Source organism: Pseudoalteromonas galatheae (assembly GCF_005886105.2).
Taxonomy (GTDB): Bacteria; Pseudomonadota; Gammaproteobacteria; order Enterobacterales; family Alteromonadaceae; genus Pseudoalteromonas; species Pseudoalteromonas galatheae.
Genome location: NZ_PNCO02000001.1, coordinates 1,936,790 through 1,957,535, shown reverse-complemented (window position 1 = coordinate 1,957,535; position 20,746 = coordinate 1,936,790). Strand labels below are relative to the sequence as shown.

Here is a 20,746-nt window from a genome sequence, read left to right as displayed (position 1 = left end):
TTATTCTTCTTTTTTGGCATCTTGGAGAAAACGATTTTCACGTGGATAAGGGTAAATATGTCTTACGACTCTCTCACGAATATCTCGTTGTGCTTGCTGCCAAAACAACACCTCAGCCAAATCAGCATGATGGCGCAGAAACATTTCCTTTAGTGTAGGATTTGTCAGAACAAATGTACACAACTGTTCAGGAAAGACGTCTTGTGGCGCGCTGGAAATATCCGCAGAGTCATACATATTATCAAGCCCTTGTTTTGGCAGTGCTCTAAAGTTCATTTCCGTGAGATATTGTACTTCATCATAGTCATAGAAAATAACTCTATGATGTTTGCTCACGCCAAAATTTTTTAACAGCATGTCACCTGGAAAAATGTTTACAGCGAGCATTTCTTTAAGCGCATAGCCGTAATCTCTAATAACTTGCTCGCACGTTTCTTCATCGGCTTGCTGTACAAAGAGGTTGAGCGGTGTCATACGGCGCTCAATATACAAGTGTTTTATCACCATATTGTCCCCCTCAATACGTATACTTTGAGAGATAGAGTCTAGTAATAGCTGATAAAGAGCTGGAGAAATACGTGCAAGTGGGATCACCACATCGGAATATTCAATCGTATCTGCCATTCTACCTACACGATCGTGGCGTTTTACGAGTTGGTAGCGCTCTAAAACGGTTGCTTTTGTAAATGGCTTACTTTCTGGAAATTGGTCACGGATCACTTTAAAAACATAGGGAAAACTTGGCAGAGTGAATACCATCATCACCATACCGGGTGTACCTGGTGCGACTTCAAACTGTTCTTCAGAATTCGCTAAGTGGTGTAAAAACTCACGATAAAATTCGGTTTTTCCCTGTTTATGAAAGCCGATGGCATTATAAAGCTCAGCCTTTGTTTTATTTGGCATGAGTTGATTTAAAAACTTAACTAACGCAGATGGGGCATGGGTCTCTACTAAAAAGTAAGCACGCGCAAAACCAAAAATCACCCGCATTTGTGAGCTGTTGGTAAGTAGCGCATCGATCAGTAAGCCCCCTGTTTGTGCGTGTAATACCGAGATGATAAACGGCTGTACACCAGATTTAGATACCACTCGGCCGACAATATAGGCACCTTTATTACGATAGAAAGGTGCGCTGAGGATATCGAAGCGCATTAAGTGCGCCTGATGATGCGTGTTAGGTGCTTGTTTAAGAAACGCCTTAACGAGTAGTCGAATATCTCTATCTAAATCTTCAAATTCACAATGAAAGTCAATGTGTTCGATGATTTTTTTGATGGTTGGCTTCAGACCATTGACGACTGGGAAATAACTTCGATACTCAGCTTCTACAGGGAGCGATGTGGCGTTAGCAAGTTGGGTTTCAACAAAAATGAAGTCACTATTGTAATATCGGCGATGAAAAAGACGACAAAAAACTGAATTATAGAAAGTTTCAGCAAGCTCTGGTTGAGGGTGAAAGGTGAGGCGTTCAAGGTAAGCCTGTTTTACTTGATACCATAGCGATTCATTCAGTTGCGTCGAGCCATAGAGTTGTATCAACTTCTGTGCGGTCTCATCAACTTTACTGTCGTATTGGCTGATCCTCGCTTTACTTATTCTTTCTATCTCTCCCCAATTTTGCGAAGCAAAAGCGATAGGTGCCAATTTGGTAATTTCCACAAATGCGTGATAGTGGTTTTGGAAACCTGATAAAATTCGCTCCGCCAATTGCTGTGCTTGCATCTACATCCCTCATAAATTATCCACGCTGAGTGGTTTCACTTTACAAGGTAATGTAGAAAAAGTCATCTGGTAATACCAGTTCTACCAATTCGCTTAATTCTTATTATCAAACTTGGCGTACTTATTGATAAAGCGTGATCCTCCAAAGCAATCAATGTGGTGATATTACTCGTATGCTTTTAGCTGCTTTTCTAATTTTGAAATCTCTTTTTCTAGGCTCTTTATCGCTTTAGCATGTGCCTTATTAATGGCTTTTATTTCTTTTTTAACTTGCCTGACGACCTTTTTGCGCCTGTCTTCGTTCATCAGCTTAGTTAACTTATCTTGTTGCTCTCTAACCGCGGTATCTCTTTTACGGTTGAGCATGGCTTTTTCATGGTGCTTGGCTCTAAGTGCACGCTTTGTTCTTTTTGCAATTTGGTTACGTTCCAAATTATTTAGCGTTTTATAATGCTGTTCTGAGGGAGCCGAGGCTTTAGGATCGGATGTGGTTATCGTATGCTGGGCCGCATTAGCCGAGCAGGGGAATTGGCTAAAAACGATGCCTCTGTCGGTGGTACATTTGTAGTAGTGCACCGTTGTTGTTGCGAAACTAGGTGAGCAGATAAAAATCAGTGTAAGTAATTTAAGATACAATTGCATCTGGCATCCTTGCAGTAACAGTCAATATCTAGTTAAACATAGATGAGATCTAGCTTTGTTCAAGGTTACTGTGCTTCAGGAGCCGTGAATTTTTTTAATGTCTTAATACTTTGGATTAAAAATGGAATATCTAAATTACCGTTCAAAACAAAGCCCTCCTTCGCTGACATCTGCTTGAAGCTACCATCTTGATTGACTAAGGTGATTTTGTCTTTTTTGAAGGCAACTAAGACACCCTGCGTAAAGTTAACGCCTTCTGCATGAGAGCGAGTTTTAATGTTCGATGCCAGCATACTTTGTTGAGCAAGGGAGTCGCAGCCTAGATAAGAGCTTAACAGGGTGTAGGTGATGTCATTGGGCTGCACAAGACCAGAAGCCTGAGCAAACAGTTCAATATTCGTTACCGCAGAACTGGTTAATACCGTCGCTTGCTGTGCACTAATATCAATTACTACGAACGGCTTTGAACTATCAATGTCAATTTCGTCGCTTACTTCAACGATTGTTAATTTACTTGCTTGATGAGAAGGAACAAAAGAGAACTCGCCGCTAGCATTAACACTCATTAAGTCATTATTAATTGACCATATCGGAACTTGCTGCTGCAGCATGACAGACTCTTTATAATAACTCGGTAGACCGTATATCAGGCTGAATAGCGCATCGCTGCTATTTCCTGCACGTAAAACAGAATCCATTCGGAACACGTTATTTTTACCGTTGCTCTGAAGTGCTGTTGCTGTTTTTTGGAACAGTGCCTGATCTGTATACGCATAAATATAGATAGGTTGCTCACCAGTATCTTTCTTTTCTTTGCATACCGCCGAAATTACAGGGGCTTTGTATTTTGAATGCGTATCACCAATGCTTAGTGAGTGCGCTTCCTCATACTGCTCGATATCAAGTAAATCGTGTCTGGCGAGTAAGCTCTTTGCGGTTGTAGGATAAGAGAGGGGTAATACATTATCTTGCTTAGTGATATCGAAAAAGGCATTCGCATCAGCCCAAATGTGCAGGCTGTGGCTTAGCGCAAAGCAGGTTACAATGGTGCCCGTTGCATAACGAGGAAATTTATAGGACTTAAGCTCAGCCAAATGACGCCAAGCATAATTGCCTGCGAGTAGTTCAAAAGTGAGCACCAGTCCAAGTATTGCAATGGTAATGATGAGATTAACTAGGGATGATCCGACTAAGGTTTCCCACAATAAAACAAAAATATCGGAAAGCGAAGCTGGGTTTATATGGTAGCCAAGTTGTAGGTAAACAAAGGCATCTACTGTTAGTACAACAATACCAACCGAGGCAATAATTGCAGCCATCCCGCGAATATGTCGCGGGTAAGGGAATATTAAACTAAGCGGAAAGATAGTTAATACAAACGCACAAAAAGTGATAAAGCTGGTATGGCTTATCCACGTGATCAGCATATAAAACCAACCGACAAAGGTACTTGGCGCTTTGTCGGCGAACAAATAAACTGAGCTAATCAATAAAACCAAGCCAATGTTGGCAAAGGTAAACCAGTGTCCCCAGCTGAGTAATTGACTTGCTTTTGATGAAAAAGGGCTGTGCGGTGTAAGATTCATTCCGTTACTTTACTGATTGTGTAAGTGCTTTGGCAAAATTTTCGGCAACAGATTGTCTCTTACTCTCTGGAACATGTTCTTTTAGAATGTGCGTGATAGAATTACCCAAACACATTAAGCTGAGATCAACTGGTGCGTTTTGCGAGCTTAATACATTAACTAATTGGTCAACAATTTCTTCTACTTGTTTATTGGAATACTTTGATTGGATAGGCATCAGTTGGTTCAATTTATAAAAGCAATAATTTTTACATTTTAACATTAGAGGCGTGAAAAACAAAGATGAGCGTTGAGGTAAAAAAACTAGTTGTTCACTATGTAGACAAACAAGACGAAGATACCGAAATACATCTACGTGATGATGAAATGCAAATCAATGACAAAGTTAATGTTTTCATTGAACAATTGCATCATGCCTACAATGGCAAACCGGGTAAAGGGTTCTGTGCTTTTAGCGGCGAAAAAAGCAGTGTGGTCGCGTCTGCGATGCAGAGTTATAGAAATAATGAGCTTAACTTTTGGAATTTAACCCAAGAAGCAACCAATGTGCTTAAAGAAGAGCTTAATAAATATGCATTTCATGAAACTGGGTATTTAGTGTTTTGTCATTATCAGTATGTTGCCAGCAATTTTATTATGATTGCACTGATTAATATTAAAGAACATTATACAATTACCTCAGACTTAGACTTATCCGCAGCAAAACACTTAGATATTTCACGTATGCAATTGGCTGCGAGAATCGATTTAGATGCATGGGATACGGCCGCAGAAGAAAACCGTTATATTTCCTTCATTAAAGGGCGCGCGGGTCGAAAAGTTGCTGATTTCTTTTTAGATTTTCTTGGTTGTGAAGAGGGGATAGACCCTAAACAGCAATCGCAAACTATGTTACACGCGGTTGAGGATTATTTGTCTACACAGCAATATGAAAAGTCTGAAAAGGACGACATTCGCAAGGAGATTTTTGATTACTGTAACGACTGTGTTTCAAGCGGCGAGGACGCGGATGTCAATACACTGTCTGAGACGCTTTCTAAGTCTTCAGACGTAAAGTTTGAAGATTTTTATAAAGAGCAGGGCTACGAGCTAGAAGAAAGTTTTCCTGTCGATAAAAAGACGGTAACGAGTATGGTGAAATTCTCCGGGCTTGGCGGTGGAGTAAGCGTTGGCTTTGAGCGTAAGCATTTGGGGGAGCGGGTTATTTATGACGCTACGAGCGATACGCTCACGATTAAAGGTGTGCCGCCTAACTTGAAGGACCAAATTGAACGTTATTATAATAATGACGAATCTTAGTTTATAAAAAGCAGCGAAAGCTGCTTTTTTGTTCCCATTTCATCCCTTTTTCTGCAAATATTTTTATCAATTTGCTGCTTTTGCTAGCATTTTTTTAAATTTAACTATACTTGCAATGTAGTACTTGTAGAACAAGCAATTGGGATGAATCATAATGAAGATGAAACTAGCTTTAGGTTGTACCCTTTGCCTTGCCTGTTTTTCAGGGCATGCAGAGGTTAACTTTTCCGGATTCGCAAGTATCAATGCAGGTAAGGTGCTGAGTGGAAGCGGTGTTCCACAATTCGGAATAAACGATCCAATATTTCTTGCCGATTATCCTATCGTCAGTGTTTACGACGAGGATATCTCATTTGAACCTGAAACACTGATGGGTCTTCAATTTAGTGCTGATCTAACCGAAGGCTTAAGCGTTACTGGCCAGATTGTTGCGCGCGGCGCAGATGATTTTGATGCAAAGTTTGAATGGGCTTATTTGTCCTATGAGATTAATGAGAATTGGACTTTTCAAGCAGGTAAAAAGCGCTTACCGCTATTTTACTATTCCGACTTTTATGATGTGGGTTACGCCTATATCTGGATGCGTGCACCCGCGGACAATTACACCTGGCAAATCTTTAATTACAATGGCATCAATATGCTCTACAGCGGCAGTGTAGGCGACTGGTCATTAAGCGGGAATATATACGCTGGTAAAGAAGACGATGATGACAATAAGCTGTTGAGTGAGTTTTTCTTTCAAGAGCCAACTAGAGAAATCTGGAAAGACATCTTAGGTGGTGTAATTCAAACCAGTAATGATTGGCTTGAAGTGCGTTTAACTCACATGCGTTATACCAACCAGAGATATCGTTCAGGAGAGCCCGTCTTATGGGAGGGGAGTGATGAACGAGATGGTAAGTTTTACGGTTTGGCAGTAAATGCAGACTGGGGAAATTTCTTTATTTTATCAGAGCTAAATCGGTTGGATTTGGATGGCGATCTAGACACTAAGATGCTGACATTGGGTTACCGCTTTGACAATATCACGCCATTCGTATCCTACGCAGATTTTGAAGGGGAGGGCGAGGATGCTGAAAGCCATGAAACCACTTCGTTTGGAGTACGTTGGGATTTCCATTCCTCCGCCGCTTTTAAGATTCAGTACGATGAGGTGGAGGATAACTCCGTTGGTCTAGCGGTCGCGGGTGATAGTAAAGCCATTACAATTGGCATCGACATGGTATTTTAAGGAGAGAAGCATGAAAAAATTATTTTTACTTACTCTACTTTGCAGCTCGTTTAGTTGCCTCGCCGTGGATGTCATTGTCAATCCAGCCAATACTTCTACACTTGATGAAAACGAAATTAAGCAAATTTTTATCGGTAAATCAAAGTCATTCTCCGATGGCTCTAAAGCACTTCCGATAACGCAGGCTGATGGCTCGGCGGTAACAGATGAGTTTAATGAAAAGGTGCTTAACAAGTCATCGAGTCAGCTTAAAGCTTATTGGTCAAAATTAGTATTTACTGGAAAAGGGACACCGCCAAAAGAAGCTGCGGATGATGCTGAGGTACTTAAACTCGTTGCGAGTAACCCTAATTTAATTGGCTTTGTATCTTCAGGAGCCGCAGATGGCAGCGTTAAAGTGGTGAAATCATTTTAGAAAGAGAAGAAAGGCCCTTTAAAAGGGCCTTTCTTTAGATTTTGCTATCAATAATTAACATTGCCAGCTTTTTGCTTAGCATTTTCGCTGACTTTGCTTCAGCATTGGACTTAGCCATGTTTTCAAAACTAGACGCTGCTTTTATTTGTGCAGATACATGCGCCTTTTCTTTATCGTTTTCCATGAGTGTTAAGTTCGAGTTGGCAAAAACATAATAAGTGCTGTTTTTCTTTACGTCTTCGAAATCTACGCTAAAGTCAATTTGAAAGTCTGCACTTTGTTTTTCACCCACAACAGTAAGACCTTGCTTAGTCAAGCTTTCGGCTAACTGGTTGCGGATAGACTCCTGCCCCCAAAGCTTTGATGAAATACTAAAAGTTAATGACTGAATAAAATCATTCAGCATTTTGTTTTTGTCACTCACAGAAGTTGGTATGACAATACTGCCGCCGCCTAATTGCCTGTGATATTCGTTTGCTTTACGCCTTTTGGCAATTAGTCGTTTAATTGCCATCGCTTCTTTTAATTTTTCTGAATTGGTCAGTGCCGAAATCGTCGCGTTACTGATCTCTTCATCAAGCTGTCTAATATCAAGCTCAGCGTGCATTCTTGACTCAACCTTGTTAAACGAGGCAAGGGCATAGGCCGTTTTTTGCTCTGAGGAGTAAAACTCCTGCTCAATATTGATCCCCTGTAATTGTATGCTTGGGACTCGAGAATATAAAATCTCATCCACTCGATACGAAAAATCGCCATTAGCCTGGCTTTGAGCAACTTGTGTCGTTCCTTCTATTTCTACATTTAACTGTTTGGCAATCGCCAATCTTGCTGCCTCTTGGGCAGCAAGCTTGGCTTCTGTCCTATCTACAATATGACTCGCTGAACCAACGCCATAAACAAGGTAATCGGAACTCGGCTGCTGTATGGTCCAATTGGGTAAGCTATCTTCCTTTGCAATAGCCTGCTTTGTAGACTGACAAGCAGATAAGCCAAGTAGAATACACAAAGATAACGCTAGGCGCTTAGAAACCATACCCGCTGCGCTCTTGAAGTTTTTGAATTTTCTTCTGTCCATTCCACACCTCTCGGTTAGTCGTCATGTCTATTAGTCGAAGGTCTACTTGATAGAAAGTGACTCGACTGCCACCTTGTTCATCAACAAATGAGTTAATTGTGCCGGATAGTGCATAATCAGCACCTTGTTCTTGACCGATCTCATTACGAGTTTCTAGGCTTGAATTGAGCTCTTGGTCTCGTCTTTCCTCACGAATTTCATCCCGTACATAGCGGTTTGCGACGAAGTCAGCTTGCCCGCTTCGCAATATGGCGCGCTTGAGGTCATTCAAAAAGGTGTCAACTGCAATATGCTGATGCGACTTGTTACGAACAGATTGAATAATGATAGCGGGTCGAGTGCCTTCTTTGGCACGGTGTTCACGTACCCAAGGGAAACCGAGCATATCGCTTATCATTGCTTCAGCAACTAACTGAGAGTCTTTGGCATTCCATTTATCTGAAAGCGCTATTTCTTCATTGGTGTCCACACGACTCACTTTGGTTGTTGAGGAACAACCTGTCATCGCTGCGCTAGACACGATGAGCATCGGGACAACTAATTTAACTGCAAATTTAGGCTTCATGTATTCAGTCCATGTTAGTTAAAGATGATAAATAATGTTGTTTTTCCGGTTCAGCTACACTGGTGAAAGTACGAATGTGGCTGATCAAAGGCGCACTTCGACCCAGCGGAATATCTTGCATGATCACTCTACCAGTTCTCAATTGGGTTTGTAATTGAAGATGACTGGTATCTTTAGGTAATTTCACCCGCGCAATTCGAATCTCTCGCGGCAGTGATTGCCATTGTCTAGTATCTGCCGCTGCTGTAATGGCATTGGTGACAGAAGTTGTCAATTGAGCAAGCCCTGCCAAAAGCGTGTTCTGCTGGATGCCAACTTGCTTTATAGCCTGACTTGCTGTGACTGCTTTTAACACTTCTCGAGAAATAGCGGTGTAAATTTCCATATTGGCATTACCTAGCGCGTCATACAGTGTGAGTAAGTTTACCGAATAAAAGGGGTGTAATTCTGTAAGTTTTTGTCCGTTAGCGAAAAGCGCAACATGTTGGATATTGTTCTTATGAGGTTGTAAATAGGTAACCGATATTCTACTGCCATACTTGAGTGCATCAATGACTCCTTCCTCAACGGCTTTTTGCCATAATTTATCACCGAGAGGTAGGCGTTTAGTGACCGAGCCTAATATCACATCACTAAAGTCTCCAGTTGCGTAGTTTTGGATGAGATCAAATAAACTGGTATCAGCAAACATTAAATTAAACCAAGCAAATTGCGCTTGACGTTCCTCTCGTGTACCCCAGTAGATCGGAGTGATGACAATAGCTTTTGCTTTTTCATCCGTACTTAGGTAAAGATTAAATTCTTTACGTTGAGGCGATACACCGAGACTTTGCACTAATGTAAAGTAGTTTTCTTCTTCATCAGCAACCATTCTATGCAGATCTTTTTGAGCTTGTTGGCTGGCATATTGACCTAATTTATACTGTTTGCTGAAGCCATTTTGGTACGCGCTTGCTGCTCGCTCATATTGGATCCGAGCACTATCTAACTCGCCTTGTTGCTCATATAAAATCCCGCTTAAATACTGTGCAAATGCATCGTCTTTATACTCGAGTTCACCGCTTATAAATGGTTGCTTAAAAATGGCTTTAAAAACTTGTTCAATTTCATTTCCAGTTTTTTGTTGGTCGATGTAACCACCTGTTCGTTGCTGTAATTGAGCAAGGTATAGGTCAAGCTGTCGCATCTCTATAAGTGCAGAGTCATATAAAGCAACACGATTTACAGCAGATGCGTTTGCCAGCGACACATAATTAAGTGCCATTAACGTGTGGATCATGGGCTTATGAAAAGTGCGGCCAGTGTATTTTTTGTAACTCGCGCCAGTAAAAGCAGAAAAAAGTTGGTCGCTGATGCTTACAGTGTAAGCAGCTTCTATGATTTCTTTTGCGTGGGAGAGGTGTTGATTACTTAATTCATAATGGTGTTGTAAATGAGCTAACATGCCCGATTCAAGGTAATATAATAGCTCGTCACGAGATGAGTTTTTATAGGCATAATCAATGCGTTGTTGAGCCGCAATAAAATCTCCTTGTGCTGCATATTCTATGGCCTGCTTGTTGGCTTTTGGCGTAAGATTGCAGCCGCTTAGAATCAAGCAACCTGTAAAAATTAAGAGCTTTAACATTGGTTTATGTGAATAAAGTTGGAATCGCATTCCTTGCATACTTGTTCTTATAGTGGCAGTGTTGTTTATGTTCAATCATATACTAATAAGCTAAATAGTAAAAAATTGAATTGAAAGTACTAAATTGTTAAAAATCGTTTTTACAATTTATTACTGTTAATCAATTACTTTTTTGATAGATTTTATTCCGTAAATAGGGCAATTAAGGAACCCAACATGAAAGCAAAACAACTACTCATATCAGTGGCCGTTATAGGGATGCTATCGGCTTGTAGTTCAAGTAAAGACGATGCGGCTTCGAGCCCAAGAGTTAATATTCCAGAATGGGTTCTCAATCCAACAATCGAAGACGGAATAGCGGCAGCTGATTGTGTGAAATACTCGGGCAACATTTCAATCGATCAAAAAATGGCGGTTGCAAATGCACGTCTTGCGCTAGCCCAGCAAATTGAAACTCGCGTTGAAGGCCTCGACAAGACGTTTTCGAATCGTAGCGATGTAAATGGGGATACCACCGTAGGTGCAACTTTTAGTTCTGTGTCCAAACAATTGACCAAACAAACATTAAATGGTTCTCGTATTGTTAAAGCAGATGTTATTGATATTTCTGGCGAAGATTATTTTTGTGCGTTGACGACGCTATCACCTGAACAGACCAAAGAGCTTTTCAAAGATTTGATCAAAGAAAGTAAGCGCAGTATAAATCCTCAGGATGAAAAGTTCTTATATCAAGAGTTTAAAGCTTACAAAGCGGAAAAGGATCTTGAGAAGGAAATAGCAAGGCTAACTAATTAAAGTGTGAATTTCACGCTTTAATTTTAAAAGGAATGCTTTATGCGTAAATCAGTATACTCATTTATAGTCATGGCGTTAAGTGCGCTCCCAGGAGCAATGGCAAGTCAAGCCCAGCTTTTTGAAGAGCTGTCTGCGAAAATGTCACGTTGGCAAGCGTCAGAGCCTAGTGACGAAGAACTGAGCGAGTTTGAGCAATATAAACGCCAGCAATTAAGTGAGTTTGCTGATTATGTCGAAGAGCATTTTGATGAGTACGATGCCTTTCGTGATAACGTCATCCAACAGTGGGGAGATATAACGGTTTCTGATCAAGCTGCATTTGTCACCTACAGTGATGATTTATCATCCAGAATGGTTGTCGACTTTGAAGCCAACGAACTGGTGGTCAGCGTTCGGCATGCAGCAGATGAACCAGTATCTCAGGCTCAACTTCTAGCTCTCTATAAGGAATTTATTGCGAAAGACCGAGCAGTAATTGATGTATTTAACCCTGATACGCTTGCAATAGACCAAAGTGAAACAAAGAAACGCGAAATTGATAACGCTGCTCGTGCAAAAGCATTGATTGCTGCGAAAAAACAAATAGATAGTCAATTTGAGCAACAGCAACGTTACATAGAACGCCAGACGGATGAGGCCATCATTGACGGCGAAGACACAAAATTAGCAGAGGCTAAACAGCAAGAACAACAAAAGAAGCTTGAATTACTAAAACAAAAGCGCCTGAAAAAGTTATTAGAAACTGCAAGTAATACCGAAAAAAAAGAACCTACTGTAGTATCTGAAATCGCTATTAAATTACCCAAACAGGCTGAATTTTCTAAACATCGAGCGGAACGTTATGCGAGCCAAGTGAACTCACAAGCGAAGCGCTTTGACATTGAGCCAAGCCTAATTTTTGCGGTTATGCATACCGAAAGCCACTTTAACCCTATGGCAAAATCACACATTCCTGCGTTTGGTTTGATGCAAATAGTACCAACGAGTGCCGGTGTTGATGTAAACCGCATGCTTTATAATCGTGATGAACCAATGTCAGCCCCTTATTTATATGTGACGGATAATAATATTGAAGCGGGTACGGCTTACCTTAATATCCTCGATAAACGCTATTTGAGTAAAATACAGAACCCACTAAGTCGTAAATATTGCATGATTGCGGCTTATAATACGGGAGCTGGCAACGTTGCTCGCGTGTTTAACGCTGATGACTCGAGGTCAATCACGAAAGCAGCAAAGGTGATTAATTCACTATCGCCAGATAACGTTCTAGCAGCGCTAGAAAAGGGTTTACCTTACGATGAAACCAAGCATTATCTGGATAAAGTCTTAACACGAGAAAAGCTCTATATCACGACAGAAGAGGGGGTTGCACTTACATTATAAGTTAAGTGCGTTCAAGGCATCTTCAATATCGTCGTGGCGGAATCGATAACCGGTATCGAGTAGCTTTTTTGGTACTACGCGTTGTCCATACAACAGCAATTCAGACATTTCACCATAAGCCAATTTGAGGGCAAATGGTGGCACTGTAAATAGACAAGGGCGCGAGATAGAACGTGCCAAGGCTTGAGAAAGCTGCTTATTTGAGACTGGGTTAGGTGCTGTTGCGTTAATAGCACCATAGATTTCATCATGTTTAAGAATATAGAGTATGGACTGAATCATATCATCGATATGGATCCAAGACATCACTTGATCTCCTGAACCAATAGGTCCGCCAAATCCAAGTCGGAAGGGTGGTAACATCTTTGCCAGAGCCCCTCCTGACTTTGAAAGTACGATACCAGTTCTTAATATACAGACTCGAGTTTGGGAAGATTCGGCTCTAAAAGCCGTATTTTCCCAATCTCGACACAGTCTATGCGAAAATTCATCGTGACAATCCTTAAAATCTTCAGTGATAGCTAAATCATCTGGCTGACGTCCATAAAAACCAATGGCACTACCTGAAATAAACACTTTTGGCGGTGATGTCGCTGTGTTTATCGCAGCGACAATTTGCTCTGTGATTTTTATCCGGCTATTGTAAATTTCTTGCTTTTTTTTATTACTCCATCGACCATCGGCTATTGGTTCACCCGCAAGATTGATGACCGCATCAAGCTTATTAAAGTCAATATCATCGGTATTTGTGACACAGTTAACTCCGTTGGGCAATAGTGTTGCGGACTTGGAGGGGGAACGAGTTAGAGCCGTGAGATTGTGTTTGTGTATTAAAAACTGACACAGCTTTTTACCAATTAAACCCGTTGCACCTGTTATGAATATATTCATTCTGTATACTCTTTATTGTAATCAAATAAACTTACGTTTTAGCAAGGAGTTAGATCACTCGTTTTCATTATAGGTGGTTTGTTTTAAAATGGTAAAAAAGCAAAAGGAGTGAACTGTGTCTTCACTGACTGGAATTAATAAAACGCTGGTAGTTTTGGCCTCGCTATTTTTAGTGTTAGGAGGTATCAAGCTTGCAACTGAGATTGTCGTTCCATTTATATTAGCTGCATTCATTGCGATTATCTGTAATCCCATGCTCAAGTTTTTGGCCCGCTTTAAGATACCAAAAGGTTTGGCTATTTTGATTGTAATCGCACTAGTGCTCTTAATTGGTGCGAGTATCGGTGGGCTTGTCGGGCAGTCTGTCAATGATTTCTCCAAACAACTACCTACGTATAAAGAAGATTTACAAGAAAAGTTCGTTTGGTTAGTCAGCACGGCGGCAGACTATAATATCTTATTGGATAAACAACAACTCATTAGCATGCTAGACCCAAATAAGCTAATCGATTTAGCCACCAATATGTTGACTGGCTTTGGCGGTGTGATGGCTAACAGCTTTTTAATTTTGCTTATCGTCGTGTTTATGCTTTTTGAGGCACCTTCTTTGAGTCACAAAGTACACCTCGCACTAGACGACCCAGAAATGAAAATGCAGCAAATAGATAGGTTTTTAGATTCTATTAATAGTTATTTGGCGATTAAAACACTTGTTTCATTAGCTACTGGTGTTGTAGCAGCAGTTTTTTTATGGGCATTAGATGTTGATTACTTCGTGCTTTGGGGGGTTGTTGCGTTTTTACTCAACTATATCCCAAATATAGGTTCAATCATCGCAGCGGTACCACCTGTTTTACTGGCTTTAGTGACACATGGACCGTTGGTGAGTGGTATTGTCGCTGTTGGATATATTTGTATTAATACCTTGATGGGTAATATTATTGAGCCGAGGTTTATGGGTCGTGGATTAGGTTTATCCACTTTAGTCGTGTTTCTCTCGTTAATCTTTTGGGGATGGTTACTCGGAACCGCAGGAATGCTGCTTTCCGTGCCGCTTACCATGGTTGTGAAAATCGCTCTTGAAACGAGCGAAGAGGGCAAGTGGTTGGCAATCCTTCTCGGTTCAGAACAGCCAGTTAATAAAACATCTTAATAACACTGAGGCTTGGAAAAGAAAAAAGGAGCTACAAACAGCTCCTTTTCCGAGAATGTTGCTATTTTTGACTAACAGGATTTTGGCTGCAATTAACCGAAGTTCAGGATGCTAAGGTAGCCTAGTACTGTTTTGATCAACAATGTCGTTAGATATTTAAATCTTCTTTCAATACTTTACTGCTTTTAAGTTCGATGATGTGTGCTTTTAGAAATGCAATTTTACAATTTTTATAAGCAGTAGCAGAACGCGTTGCGTTTGGCATATCCAGTAGATATCGCCACCGACAACTGTCCTCCATATATTCTTCCTGGTTGCGAAGAGCACGCTCCATAATTGGCAATATCTGGGTATTGCCAGTGTCAGATTGATACTTCTTGGTGTCGAGCAAGAGCTTAGTGATCCAAGTTTGACGATGGCGTTCAAGTAGGTTGATATTGCTATCAAGACACATCAAGAATTTCTTTGCTTTTTCTGGATGACTTGATTCATGTTTTTTACAGTCCTTTAGCTCGAAGTCTTCCTCTGCAAAAGAAGAAAAAGGTAGTCCTAATACCAACAAGATGCTAATTATTTTTTTCATGGTTAAACTCTATCGTAAATTTCGCACCGCCGTGTTTGGAAGTCCCAATCTGCATTAAGCCATGATAAGACTTCACTAAATCAGAAACGATTGCCATTCCCACACCGTGACCAGCCTCATAAGTGTCTAATCTAGTACCTCGAGTTAATAGCTCTGATCGGCGATGTTCAGGAATGCCAGGACCATCATCCTCTACTTCGATTATAAGTAGGCGTTTTTTAGGTGCACTTACATTTATATCGACCAAGGAATTACAGGCTTTACAAGCGTTATCTATAATATTGCCAAGAATTTCCATTAAATCTGTTTTATCACCTAAAAATGCAACTTCCTCTGCACATTCTGACGAAAATTGAATGTGTTTATCGTGATATACCTTAGTCATGGCATTTAATATAGAGTCTAGTACAGGTTTTACAGATGTTTGTTTCTTCCAAGTATCGGACGCTCCAGTAGCAGCACGTTTCAATTGATGTTCGATCATCACATTAATTCTGTCTAACTGTTCCTGTGCATCAGCATCTTTTGCAAGCGGACTTGATTTAATCACCGCGAGAGGGGTTTTCAACGCATGTGCAAGGTCGCTAAGTGAGGCTCTGTACCTCTCTTTCTGGCGCTTTTGAGATTCCAAAAGTAAGTTTAAGTCGGATTTAATCGTCAATAGCTCGACTGGGTAAAGGCCTGTGATCTTATCGCGCTCACCTGCTTCTATCTCTTTGATTTCTTTATCCAATCGTTGCAGTGGTCGGGCATTCCAGACAAAGCCAAATGCCATCAAGCCGGCTATCACTACACCCATGACCAGCATCCAATTGACTAGGGTATTTCTAAACCCAGACATCAACTCCATCAGCGCATCATTTTTCTTTAAAAGAACAAAGCGAGCTTGTTGAGATTGCTCCGCATTACCGAGAATGACGGTAAGACTGAGTTGCCAGAATAGTACGCCATTATATTCAACTCGTTCAAACTCGGATGCGCCTGCTTGGTTTCCTGAAAAATCAGGTGAAATTGACAAGTTCACTGCAGATTCAGAGTACCAAACTAAAGAACTATCTTGGTAAACCAGCGCATAAGTATCAGAGTTAAGTCTATTTAATTCAGGGGCTAAAATGCTTCGGGGCATTTCAAGGCCGTTTGAAACAAATTCGACTTCTGAGATAAGTGAGTAGAGGTGAGCTTCTAATGTTTTTTCGGTCGCATCGACTAACGAAGAATAGTAAGCCCTGCCCACAGAGAAAAAGAGCGCAGGAAGCGCAATTATAAGCACAAAGACAAGGATAAATCCTTGTCTTATTTTAAGCGAAATTTGAGAGCTGTTTACCACTGATTTTTGAACCTATATCCACGTCCTCTAAGGGTTTCAACAGGGTTCAGAGTGCCATCAGGGTCAAGCTTCTTACGAAGCCTTAAAACAAACACTTCAATGACATTAGAGTCTAAGTCAAAGTCCTGATCATAAATATGCTCGGTGAGCTCAGATTTAGAAATGACTTTTTGAGGATTAACCATTAAGTATTCTAAAACTTTATATTCGTAGGCTGTTAGTGATAGCTCGGTGTCGTTAACCCAAACTTGTTGCGAACGAGTATGGATTTTAATAGGACCAATACAAATCTCAGGGTTTGCTTGTCCCGCACTACGTCTAATAAGTGCATTACAGCGCGCAATCAACTCTTCAACATGAAACGGCTTAGTAAGGTAATCATCAGCTCCTGCATCAAGACCTTCTACCTTGTCTTGCCAGCGGTCACGAGCGGTTAAAATCAAAATAGGGATCTTTATACCGTTTGCACGAGCGCGACGAATGATTTCGATACCATCAAGCTTTGGCAAGCCAAGATCGACAACCGCCATATCTAACGGGTATTCTTCTAGGTGAAATAATCCAGACTCACCATCATGACACAAATCAACGCTATATTTTTCTTTCTCTAATGCATTTCGCAGGTTTTCTGCTAGCTGAATATCGTCTTCGATAACTAAAATACGCATTCTTAGTCCTTATTTACTTCACCTGTCTTTTTGTTCACTTTTAAGTCAACAATTCGACCGTCTGGTTGGAGAATTCTTACCACAAAAAACTGATTTTCTTCAGAAATCTTAAGCGTTTTCCCCGCGTACTTATCAAGTGCTAGAGAAACAGCTTCTTTTTTTGTAATTGTTTTTATATTCTTATCATTGCGGCTATTGGCGTCTGCTACACTCGAAGCGAACGCCAAAATTAACGCTAAGAGAGTGAGTTGCAATCGCATTTTAAGCTCCACAGTTTCATAGATACTAAGTGTCTAAACTTCATAAATCTCAAACAAATTTAGTGCTTTTGTAATTAACCTTTGCTGAACTTAACGTTTAGCAAACTTTTATGGCAGAACTCGTTTGTATGGTTTGACAATACTTGCAGTATAGACGCCTGCGTCGATGTATGGATCTATGCTAGCCCATTGCTGAGCGCTTTCTAAGCTCTCAAATTCAGCAATAACCAAAGAACCGGTAAAACCCGCTTCACCAGGATTTTCCGAGTCAATCGCCGGTAATGGTCCTGCTGCAAACAACCGACCCTGTTGTTTCAACTCTTCCAAACGGGCTAAGTGCGCTGGGCGCGCAGCTAAGCGTTTTTGTAGTGAATTTTCAGCGTCGGTTGAATAGATCATATAAAGCATAAGTATTAGTTCCGGATTAGTTTCTAGGTTATTATTATTTATCTTTACGTATTTTGTCAGCTTTTCAGGGCCGTTTAACAATACTATGATAAAACGGCCTTAATGCAAAAGTAAATGTACGCAGTGTTTTTCAGTGATTAGTCATTTAAACTTGAAAAACACTCAACTTGACTGGTAGAGTCCTTCGATATTTGTAGAAAATAATAATAAGGTTGATTGCAATGAGTGCAAACCGTGAGCATTTTAGCTCCCGATTAGGTTTTATCCTTGCCGCAGCAGGCTCTGCTGTTGGTATCGGTAACCTCGTCGGCTTTCCTGTTTCTGCCGCAAAAAATGGTGGTGGGGCTTTTTTACTAATCTATGCACTATTTGTGGTGTTTATCTGCTTACCTGTCATGATGGCCGAGATGGCGATGGGTAGGAAAGCCCAAAAAGACCCGTTTGGCGCATATAAACTGTTATCTAATCATGATAAAAAGTGGTCGATAGCAGGGTTCTTGGCGGTACTCACGCCATTTATGATTGCCGTCTTCTATATGGTTATTACCGTTTGGATTTTTGGCTTTTTAGCGCAAACAGCTTTAGGTAACTTAGATGTACTCGCCTCCCCGAAGTACTTTGGTACTTTTATCAACGATACCAATGTATTTATCTATATGTTGATAGTGGGTGTCATCGTTAATCTTATATTGGTTGGGGGGGTGAAAGAAGGCATTGAAAAAGCGGCTAAGTTGCTCATGCCTGCGTTATTCGTCATGTTGATTGGTCTTGTCGTATATGTACTTACCCTTGATAATGCGATGGCAGGTGTTCGTTATTATATCGTTCCTGACTTCGAAAAGATGAGTGCGAGTGTGTTGAATGGCGCATTGTCACAGGCTTTCTTTTCGCTATCTTTGGGTATGGGTATATTGATTACTTATGCTTCCTATATTTCTAAAAAAGACGATATTGTTGGCAGCTCTAAAATGGTCGCAATCACGGACTCATTAGTAGCATTCATCGCAGGTCTGATGGTACTGCCAGCTATTTTTAGTTTTAACCCAAATACAGATCCAAGTAAGTTATCTGACTCTTCAGTATCTATGATTTTTGACTACTTACCTAAATTGTTATTGGCGTTACAAGATGATATTGGCTATGTTGGTGCTTCAATCGTTGCAGGAATATTCTTTTTACTAGTTTTCTTTGCTGCGATAACGTCGCTCGTTTCTATTGTCGAAGTGCCTACCGCGACTTTGATGGAAGAAAAGCGTATTTCACGTAAGAAAGCATTGATCATTTTGGCACTAACTACAGGTATTCTAACTGTGCTATCTACTATGTCTTTTGGAATGGTGGACTGGCTTACAAGCTTCATAAACTATGGCGATGCACAGAAGAGCTTCTTTGACCTAATCTACGACGTGTTTTACGATACGATTTTACCGCTGAACGGCCTGTTGCTGTGCCTATTCGTTACTTATCGCTGGAAAAAATCTGGTTTGAATGAGGAGCTTGCGCAAGGCTCAGAGGGATATATAGGCAGCTTTACCGAGAAATATATCAACTTCTCTCTATCTACGTTCATCCCTGTGATCTTGTTAGCTATTTTCATCAACACGGTTGCAACCAAATATTTTGCATTTAGTATCTTTGGCTTCTAGCTAAGGGGGGCTCATCCTGAAAATGAAGGCATCGGCGTATTGTACGCCGATGTTATTCTTTACTAAGCCACTAAAATTTTACGCCGGAGTCTAAGTACTGCCCAATTCCTATTGTAAACATCCAAAGTCCCCATAGGCTATGCTCTAACACACATACCGCAAGTGAGCGGCTGTGCGCGTAGGTATAAGAAAATAGTAGTCCTCCAACAAAAGATAACGCTACGGCTATCCAGTTGTCATACACGCAGTGAGCGAGTGCAAACACCAATGCACTTAGCAAAACTCGGTTATTTTTATTCGGTAAAATCCTTTTATAGCGATGAAAGAAGTAGCTCCTAAAAATTAACTCTTGTGGTAATACGGAAAGAATAGGGTAAGCAATTAATAATAATAACCAGTCGCTGGGCGAATTGAGCGGCAGGGAAAACCAATTTCCTTGACTAACCAAACCATAGAGCATAGCTGAAAACATCGCGCCCGCGAAAAAGGTAGTAAATAACCGTTTTTTGACTGACGAAAACTCTCCCAAGCTGGTTAACCTGAAGCGTTTGAAATGGGGATCGGTTAGTAATAAATGGGTACAGACTGCCATTAAAATGATCAGTGCTGGAAAAAGCCAATTGTTGAGGTGATCACGGAATTGATAAGCGATAATGGGCAGGATAAAGAATACAAATACGAGTTCACACCACCGGTATTGGCTTGCGTTCAAGGTTGGTTCCCCAAAATATTTGATGGCTACTAGCCGCTATAGTTAGCTCTCACTCGTTAACTATAGCAGCTGCAGATGAACCTTGAATGGTTACTCTTCAGGTAAATATTTTTGAATTTTAAACATGGTAAAGAGCAGTGCAACGAAGGTGATCCCAATTAGACCAAAGACTTTAAAGTTCACCCAAAAATCAAGAGAGAAGTGGTACGCAACGTAAAGGTTTAGGCCAGCGATGAAGAAAAGTAATACCGCCCAAAATAGATTTAATTGGTCACAGTCTTTGGCTGGTAAATCAATATCAATCTCGCTTTTTTCCTTCTCAGCAACTGACTTTAACACGCCTTCGAGTGCATCTTTTACTAAGTTTTTATTAAACAGGTACCTAGATATGAGTAGTGCCGCACCTAAAATGGCATAAATAATAGTGGCTTTCCATTTTATAAACTGCTCATCATGGAAGAAAATCGTCATCCCACCAAGGATCAATGCAATCGCGAGAAAAATCCAATGACGTTTTGCGACTTCGCGCTTAGTGATATATTGGTGTGCGACCTGTATAAGAGAGGCGATGATTAGCACTCCCGTTGCCCAAAAAATATCGACAAACTTATAAACCGCAAAAAATAAGATGAGCGGTAAGTACTCAATTAAAAATGACATTTTTTATCCTAACAAAGTTGGTTGTAAGGGTTTTACCAAGATACGGAGAGAACATCAACATTGACTTTCTTTGATGAAACCCATAGCCTGCA

Annotated in this window: 22 protein-coding genes; 7 read left to right on the top strand and 15 right to left on the bottom strand. The window is 40.6% G+C overall.

Going from position 1 to position 20,746, the window contains the following annotated elements; genetic code table 11:
- The 4 genes from aceK to CWC29_RS08560 all read right to left on the bottom strand — a co-directional run bounded on the left by aceK (nucleotide 1) and on the right by CWC29_RS08560 (nucleotide 4,170).
- Entirely contained in the window at nucleotides 1–1,725 is a 1,725-nt protein-coding gene (gene aceK / locus CWC29_RS08575; RefSeq protein ID WP_128726365.1) for a bifunctional isocitrate dehydrogenase kinase/phosphatase, read from the bottom strand.
- A gap of 165 nt (nucleotides 1,726–1,890) precedes the next feature.
- Nucleotides 1,891–2,367: a DUF4094 domain-containing protein gene (locus CWC29_RS08570; RefSeq protein WP_128726366.1), complete on the bottom strand. Its 477-nt coding sequence runs from the start codon at nucleotides 2,365–2,367 to the stop codon at nucleotides 1,891–1,893.
- Between the two features lie 65 nt (nucleotides 2,368–2,432).
- Complete coding sequence (locus CWC29_RS08565; RefSeq protein WP_128726367.1) at nucleotides 2,433–3,953, bottom strand: DUF3413 domain-containing protein; 1,521 nt, start codon at nucleotides 3,951–3,953, stop codon at nucleotides 2,433–2,435.
- 4 nt (nucleotides 3,954–3,957) lie between these two features.
- Entirely contained in the window at nucleotides 3,958–4,170 is a 213-nt protein-coding gene (locus CWC29_RS08560; protein WP_010374035.1) for a YejL family protein, read from the bottom strand.
- Nucleotides 4,171–4,235: 65 nt separating this feature from the next.
- Here CWC29_RS08560 and yejK point away from each other — a divergent pair, with 65 nt between their 5' ends.
- The 3 genes from yejK to CWC29_RS08545 all read left to right on the top strand — a co-directional run bounded on the left by yejK (nucleotide 4,236) and on the right by CWC29_RS08545 (nucleotide 6,898).
- The gene (gene yejK, locus CWC29_RS08555; protein WP_128726368.1) at nucleotides 4,236–5,252 is read left to right on the top strand and encodes a nucleoid-associated protein YejK; all 1,017 of its coding nucleotides are present in this window, start codon (nucleotides 4,236–4,238) and stop codon (nucleotides 5,250–5,252) included.
- Nucleotides 5,253–5,406: 154 nt separating this feature from the next.
- Entirely contained in the window at nucleotides 5,407–6,483 is a 1,077-nt protein-coding gene (locus CWC29_RS08550) for a porin (RefSeq protein ID WP_128726369.1), read from the top strand.
- 10 nt (nucleotides 6,484–6,493) lie between these two features.
- Nucleotides 6,494–6,898 carry a type 2 periplasmic-binding domain-containing protein gene (locus tag CWC29_RS08545; RefSeq protein ID WP_128726370.1) on the top strand — a complete coding sequence of 135 codons (405 nt, stop codon included), beginning with the start codon at nucleotides 6,494–6,496 and terminating at the stop codon, nucleotides 6,896–6,898.
- 34 nt (nucleotides 6,899–6,932) lie between these two features.
- Here CWC29_RS08545 and CWC29_RS08540 read toward each other — a convergent pair whose 3' ends face one another.
- From CWC29_RS08540 to CWC29_RS08530, 3 genes are read right to left on the bottom strand one after another with little or no spacing between them, the layout of a single operon-like run.
- Nucleotides 6,933–7,973 (bottom strand): hypothetical protein, encoded by a 1,041-nt coding sequence (locus tag CWC29_RS08540; RefSeq protein ID WP_235956548.1) that lies wholly within the window; start codon nucleotides 7,971–7,973, stop codon nucleotides 6,933–6,935.
- Nucleotides 7,921–8,538 (bottom strand): penicillin-binding protein activator LpoB, encoded by a 618-nt coding sequence (locus tag CWC29_RS08535; RefSeq protein ID WP_138523921.1) that lies wholly within the window; start codon nucleotides 8,536–8,538, stop codon nucleotides 7,921–7,923. The genes CWC29_RS08540 and CWC29_RS08535 overlap by 53 nt, the downstream gene beginning before the upstream one ends.
- A gap of 4 nt (nucleotides 8,539–8,542) precedes the next feature.
- Nucleotides 8,543–10,204 (bottom strand): hypothetical protein, encoded by a 1,662-nt coding sequence (locus tag CWC29_RS08530; RefSeq protein WP_128726371.1) that lies wholly within the window; start codon nucleotides 10,202–10,204, stop codon nucleotides 8,543–8,545.
- 177 nt (nucleotides 10,205–10,381) lie between these two features.
- Between CWC29_RS08530 and CWC29_RS08525 the strand changes: the two genes are divergently transcribed.
- Together CWC29_RS08525 and CWC29_RS08520 are read left to right on the top strand one after the other, a co-directional pair.
- A complete protein-coding gene (locus CWC29_RS08525) occupies nucleotides 10,382–10,960 on the top strand; it encodes an LPP20 family lipoprotein (RefSeq protein WP_128726372.1) in 579 nt (192 codons plus the stop codon).
- Nucleotides 10,961–10,999: 39 nt separating this feature from the next.
- Nucleotides 11,000–12,346 (top strand): transglycosylase SLT domain-containing protein, encoded by a 1,347-nt coding sequence (locus CWC29_RS08520; RefSeq protein WP_128726373.1) that lies wholly within the window; start codon nucleotides 11,000–11,002, stop codon nucleotides 12,344–12,346.
- Here CWC29_RS08520 and CWC29_RS08515 read toward each other — a convergent pair.
- A complete protein-coding gene (locus CWC29_RS08515) occupies nucleotides 12,341–13,237 on the bottom strand; it encodes a TIGR01777 family oxidoreductase (protein WP_128726374.1) in 897 nt (298 codons plus the stop codon). The genes CWC29_RS08520 and CWC29_RS08515 overlap by 6 nt on opposite strands.
- 115 nt (nucleotides 13,238–13,352) lie before the next feature.
- Here CWC29_RS08515 and CWC29_RS08510 point away from each other — a divergent pair, with 115 nt between their 5' ends.
- Nucleotides 13,353–14,390, top strand: coding sequence for an AI-2E family transporter (locus tag CWC29_RS08510; RefSeq protein ID WP_128726375.1), 1,038 nt, complete (start codon nucleotides 13,353–13,355; stop codon nucleotides 14,388–14,390).
- A gap of 148 nt (nucleotides 14,391–14,538) precedes the next feature.
- Here CWC29_RS08510 and CWC29_RS08505 read toward each other — a convergent pair whose 3' ends face one another.
- The 5 genes from CWC29_RS08505 to CWC29_RS08485 form a co-directional block, all read right to left on the bottom strand.
- Nucleotides 14,539–14,973 (bottom strand): hypothetical protein, encoded by a 435-nt coding sequence (locus CWC29_RS08505; RefSeq protein WP_128726376.1) that lies wholly within the window; start codon nucleotides 14,971–14,973, stop codon nucleotides 14,539–14,541.
- On the bottom strand, nucleotides 14,957–16,300 hold the full coding sequence (locus CWC29_RS08500) for an ATP-binding protein (protein WP_128726377.1): 1,344 nt from the start codon (nucleotides 16,298–16,300) through the stop codon (nucleotides 14,957–14,959). Before CWC29_RS08500 ends, CWC29_RS08505 begins: the two co-directional genes overlap by 17 nt.
- A complete protein-coding gene (locus CWC29_RS08495; protein ID WP_128726378.1) occupies nucleotides 16,294–16,968 on the bottom strand; it encodes a response regulator transcription factor in 675 nt (224 codons plus the stop codon). The genes CWC29_RS08500 and CWC29_RS08495 overlap by 7 nt, the downstream gene beginning before the upstream one ends.
- A gap of 2 nt (nucleotides 16,969–16,970) precedes the next feature.
- Nucleotides 16,971–17,228, bottom strand: a complete 258-nt coding sequence (locus CWC29_RS08490; RefSeq protein ID WP_128726379.1) for a PepSY domain-containing protein — start codon at nucleotides 17,226–17,228, stop codon at nucleotides 16,971–16,973.
- A 108-nt stretch (nucleotides 17,229–17,336) separates the two neighbouring features.
- On the bottom strand, nucleotides 17,337–17,636 hold the full coding sequence (locus CWC29_RS08485) for a YciI family protein (RefSeq protein WP_128726380.1): 300 nt from the start codon (nucleotides 17,634–17,636) through the stop codon (nucleotides 17,337–17,339).
- A gap of 221 nt (nucleotides 17,637–17,857) precedes the next feature.
- Between CWC29_RS08485 and CWC29_RS08480 the strand changes: the two genes are divergently transcribed.
- On the top strand, nucleotides 17,858–19,282 hold the full coding sequence (locus CWC29_RS08480; RefSeq protein WP_128726381.1) for a sodium-dependent transporter: 1,425 nt from the start codon (nucleotides 17,858–17,860) through the stop codon (nucleotides 19,280–19,282).
- Nucleotides 19,283–19,352: 70 nt separating this feature from the next.
- On the opposite strand, the gene CWC29_RS08475 is transcribed toward CWC29_RS08480, so the two are convergent.
- Both CWC29_RS08475 and CWC29_RS08470 read right to left on the bottom strand, forming a co-directional pair.
- A complete protein-coding gene (locus CWC29_RS08475) occupies nucleotides 19,353–19,994 on the bottom strand; it encodes a CPBP family intramembrane glutamic endopeptidase (RefSeq protein ID WP_138523923.1) in 642 nt (213 codons plus the stop codon).
- Between the two features lie 90 nt (nucleotides 19,995–20,084).
- Complete coding sequence (locus CWC29_RS08470; RefSeq protein ID WP_138523925.1) at nucleotides 20,085–20,654, bottom strand: inner membrane-spanning protein YciB; 570 nt, start codon at nucleotides 20,652–20,654, stop codon at nucleotides 20,085–20,087.
- Nucleotides 20,655–20,746: the final 92 nt, after the last annotated feature.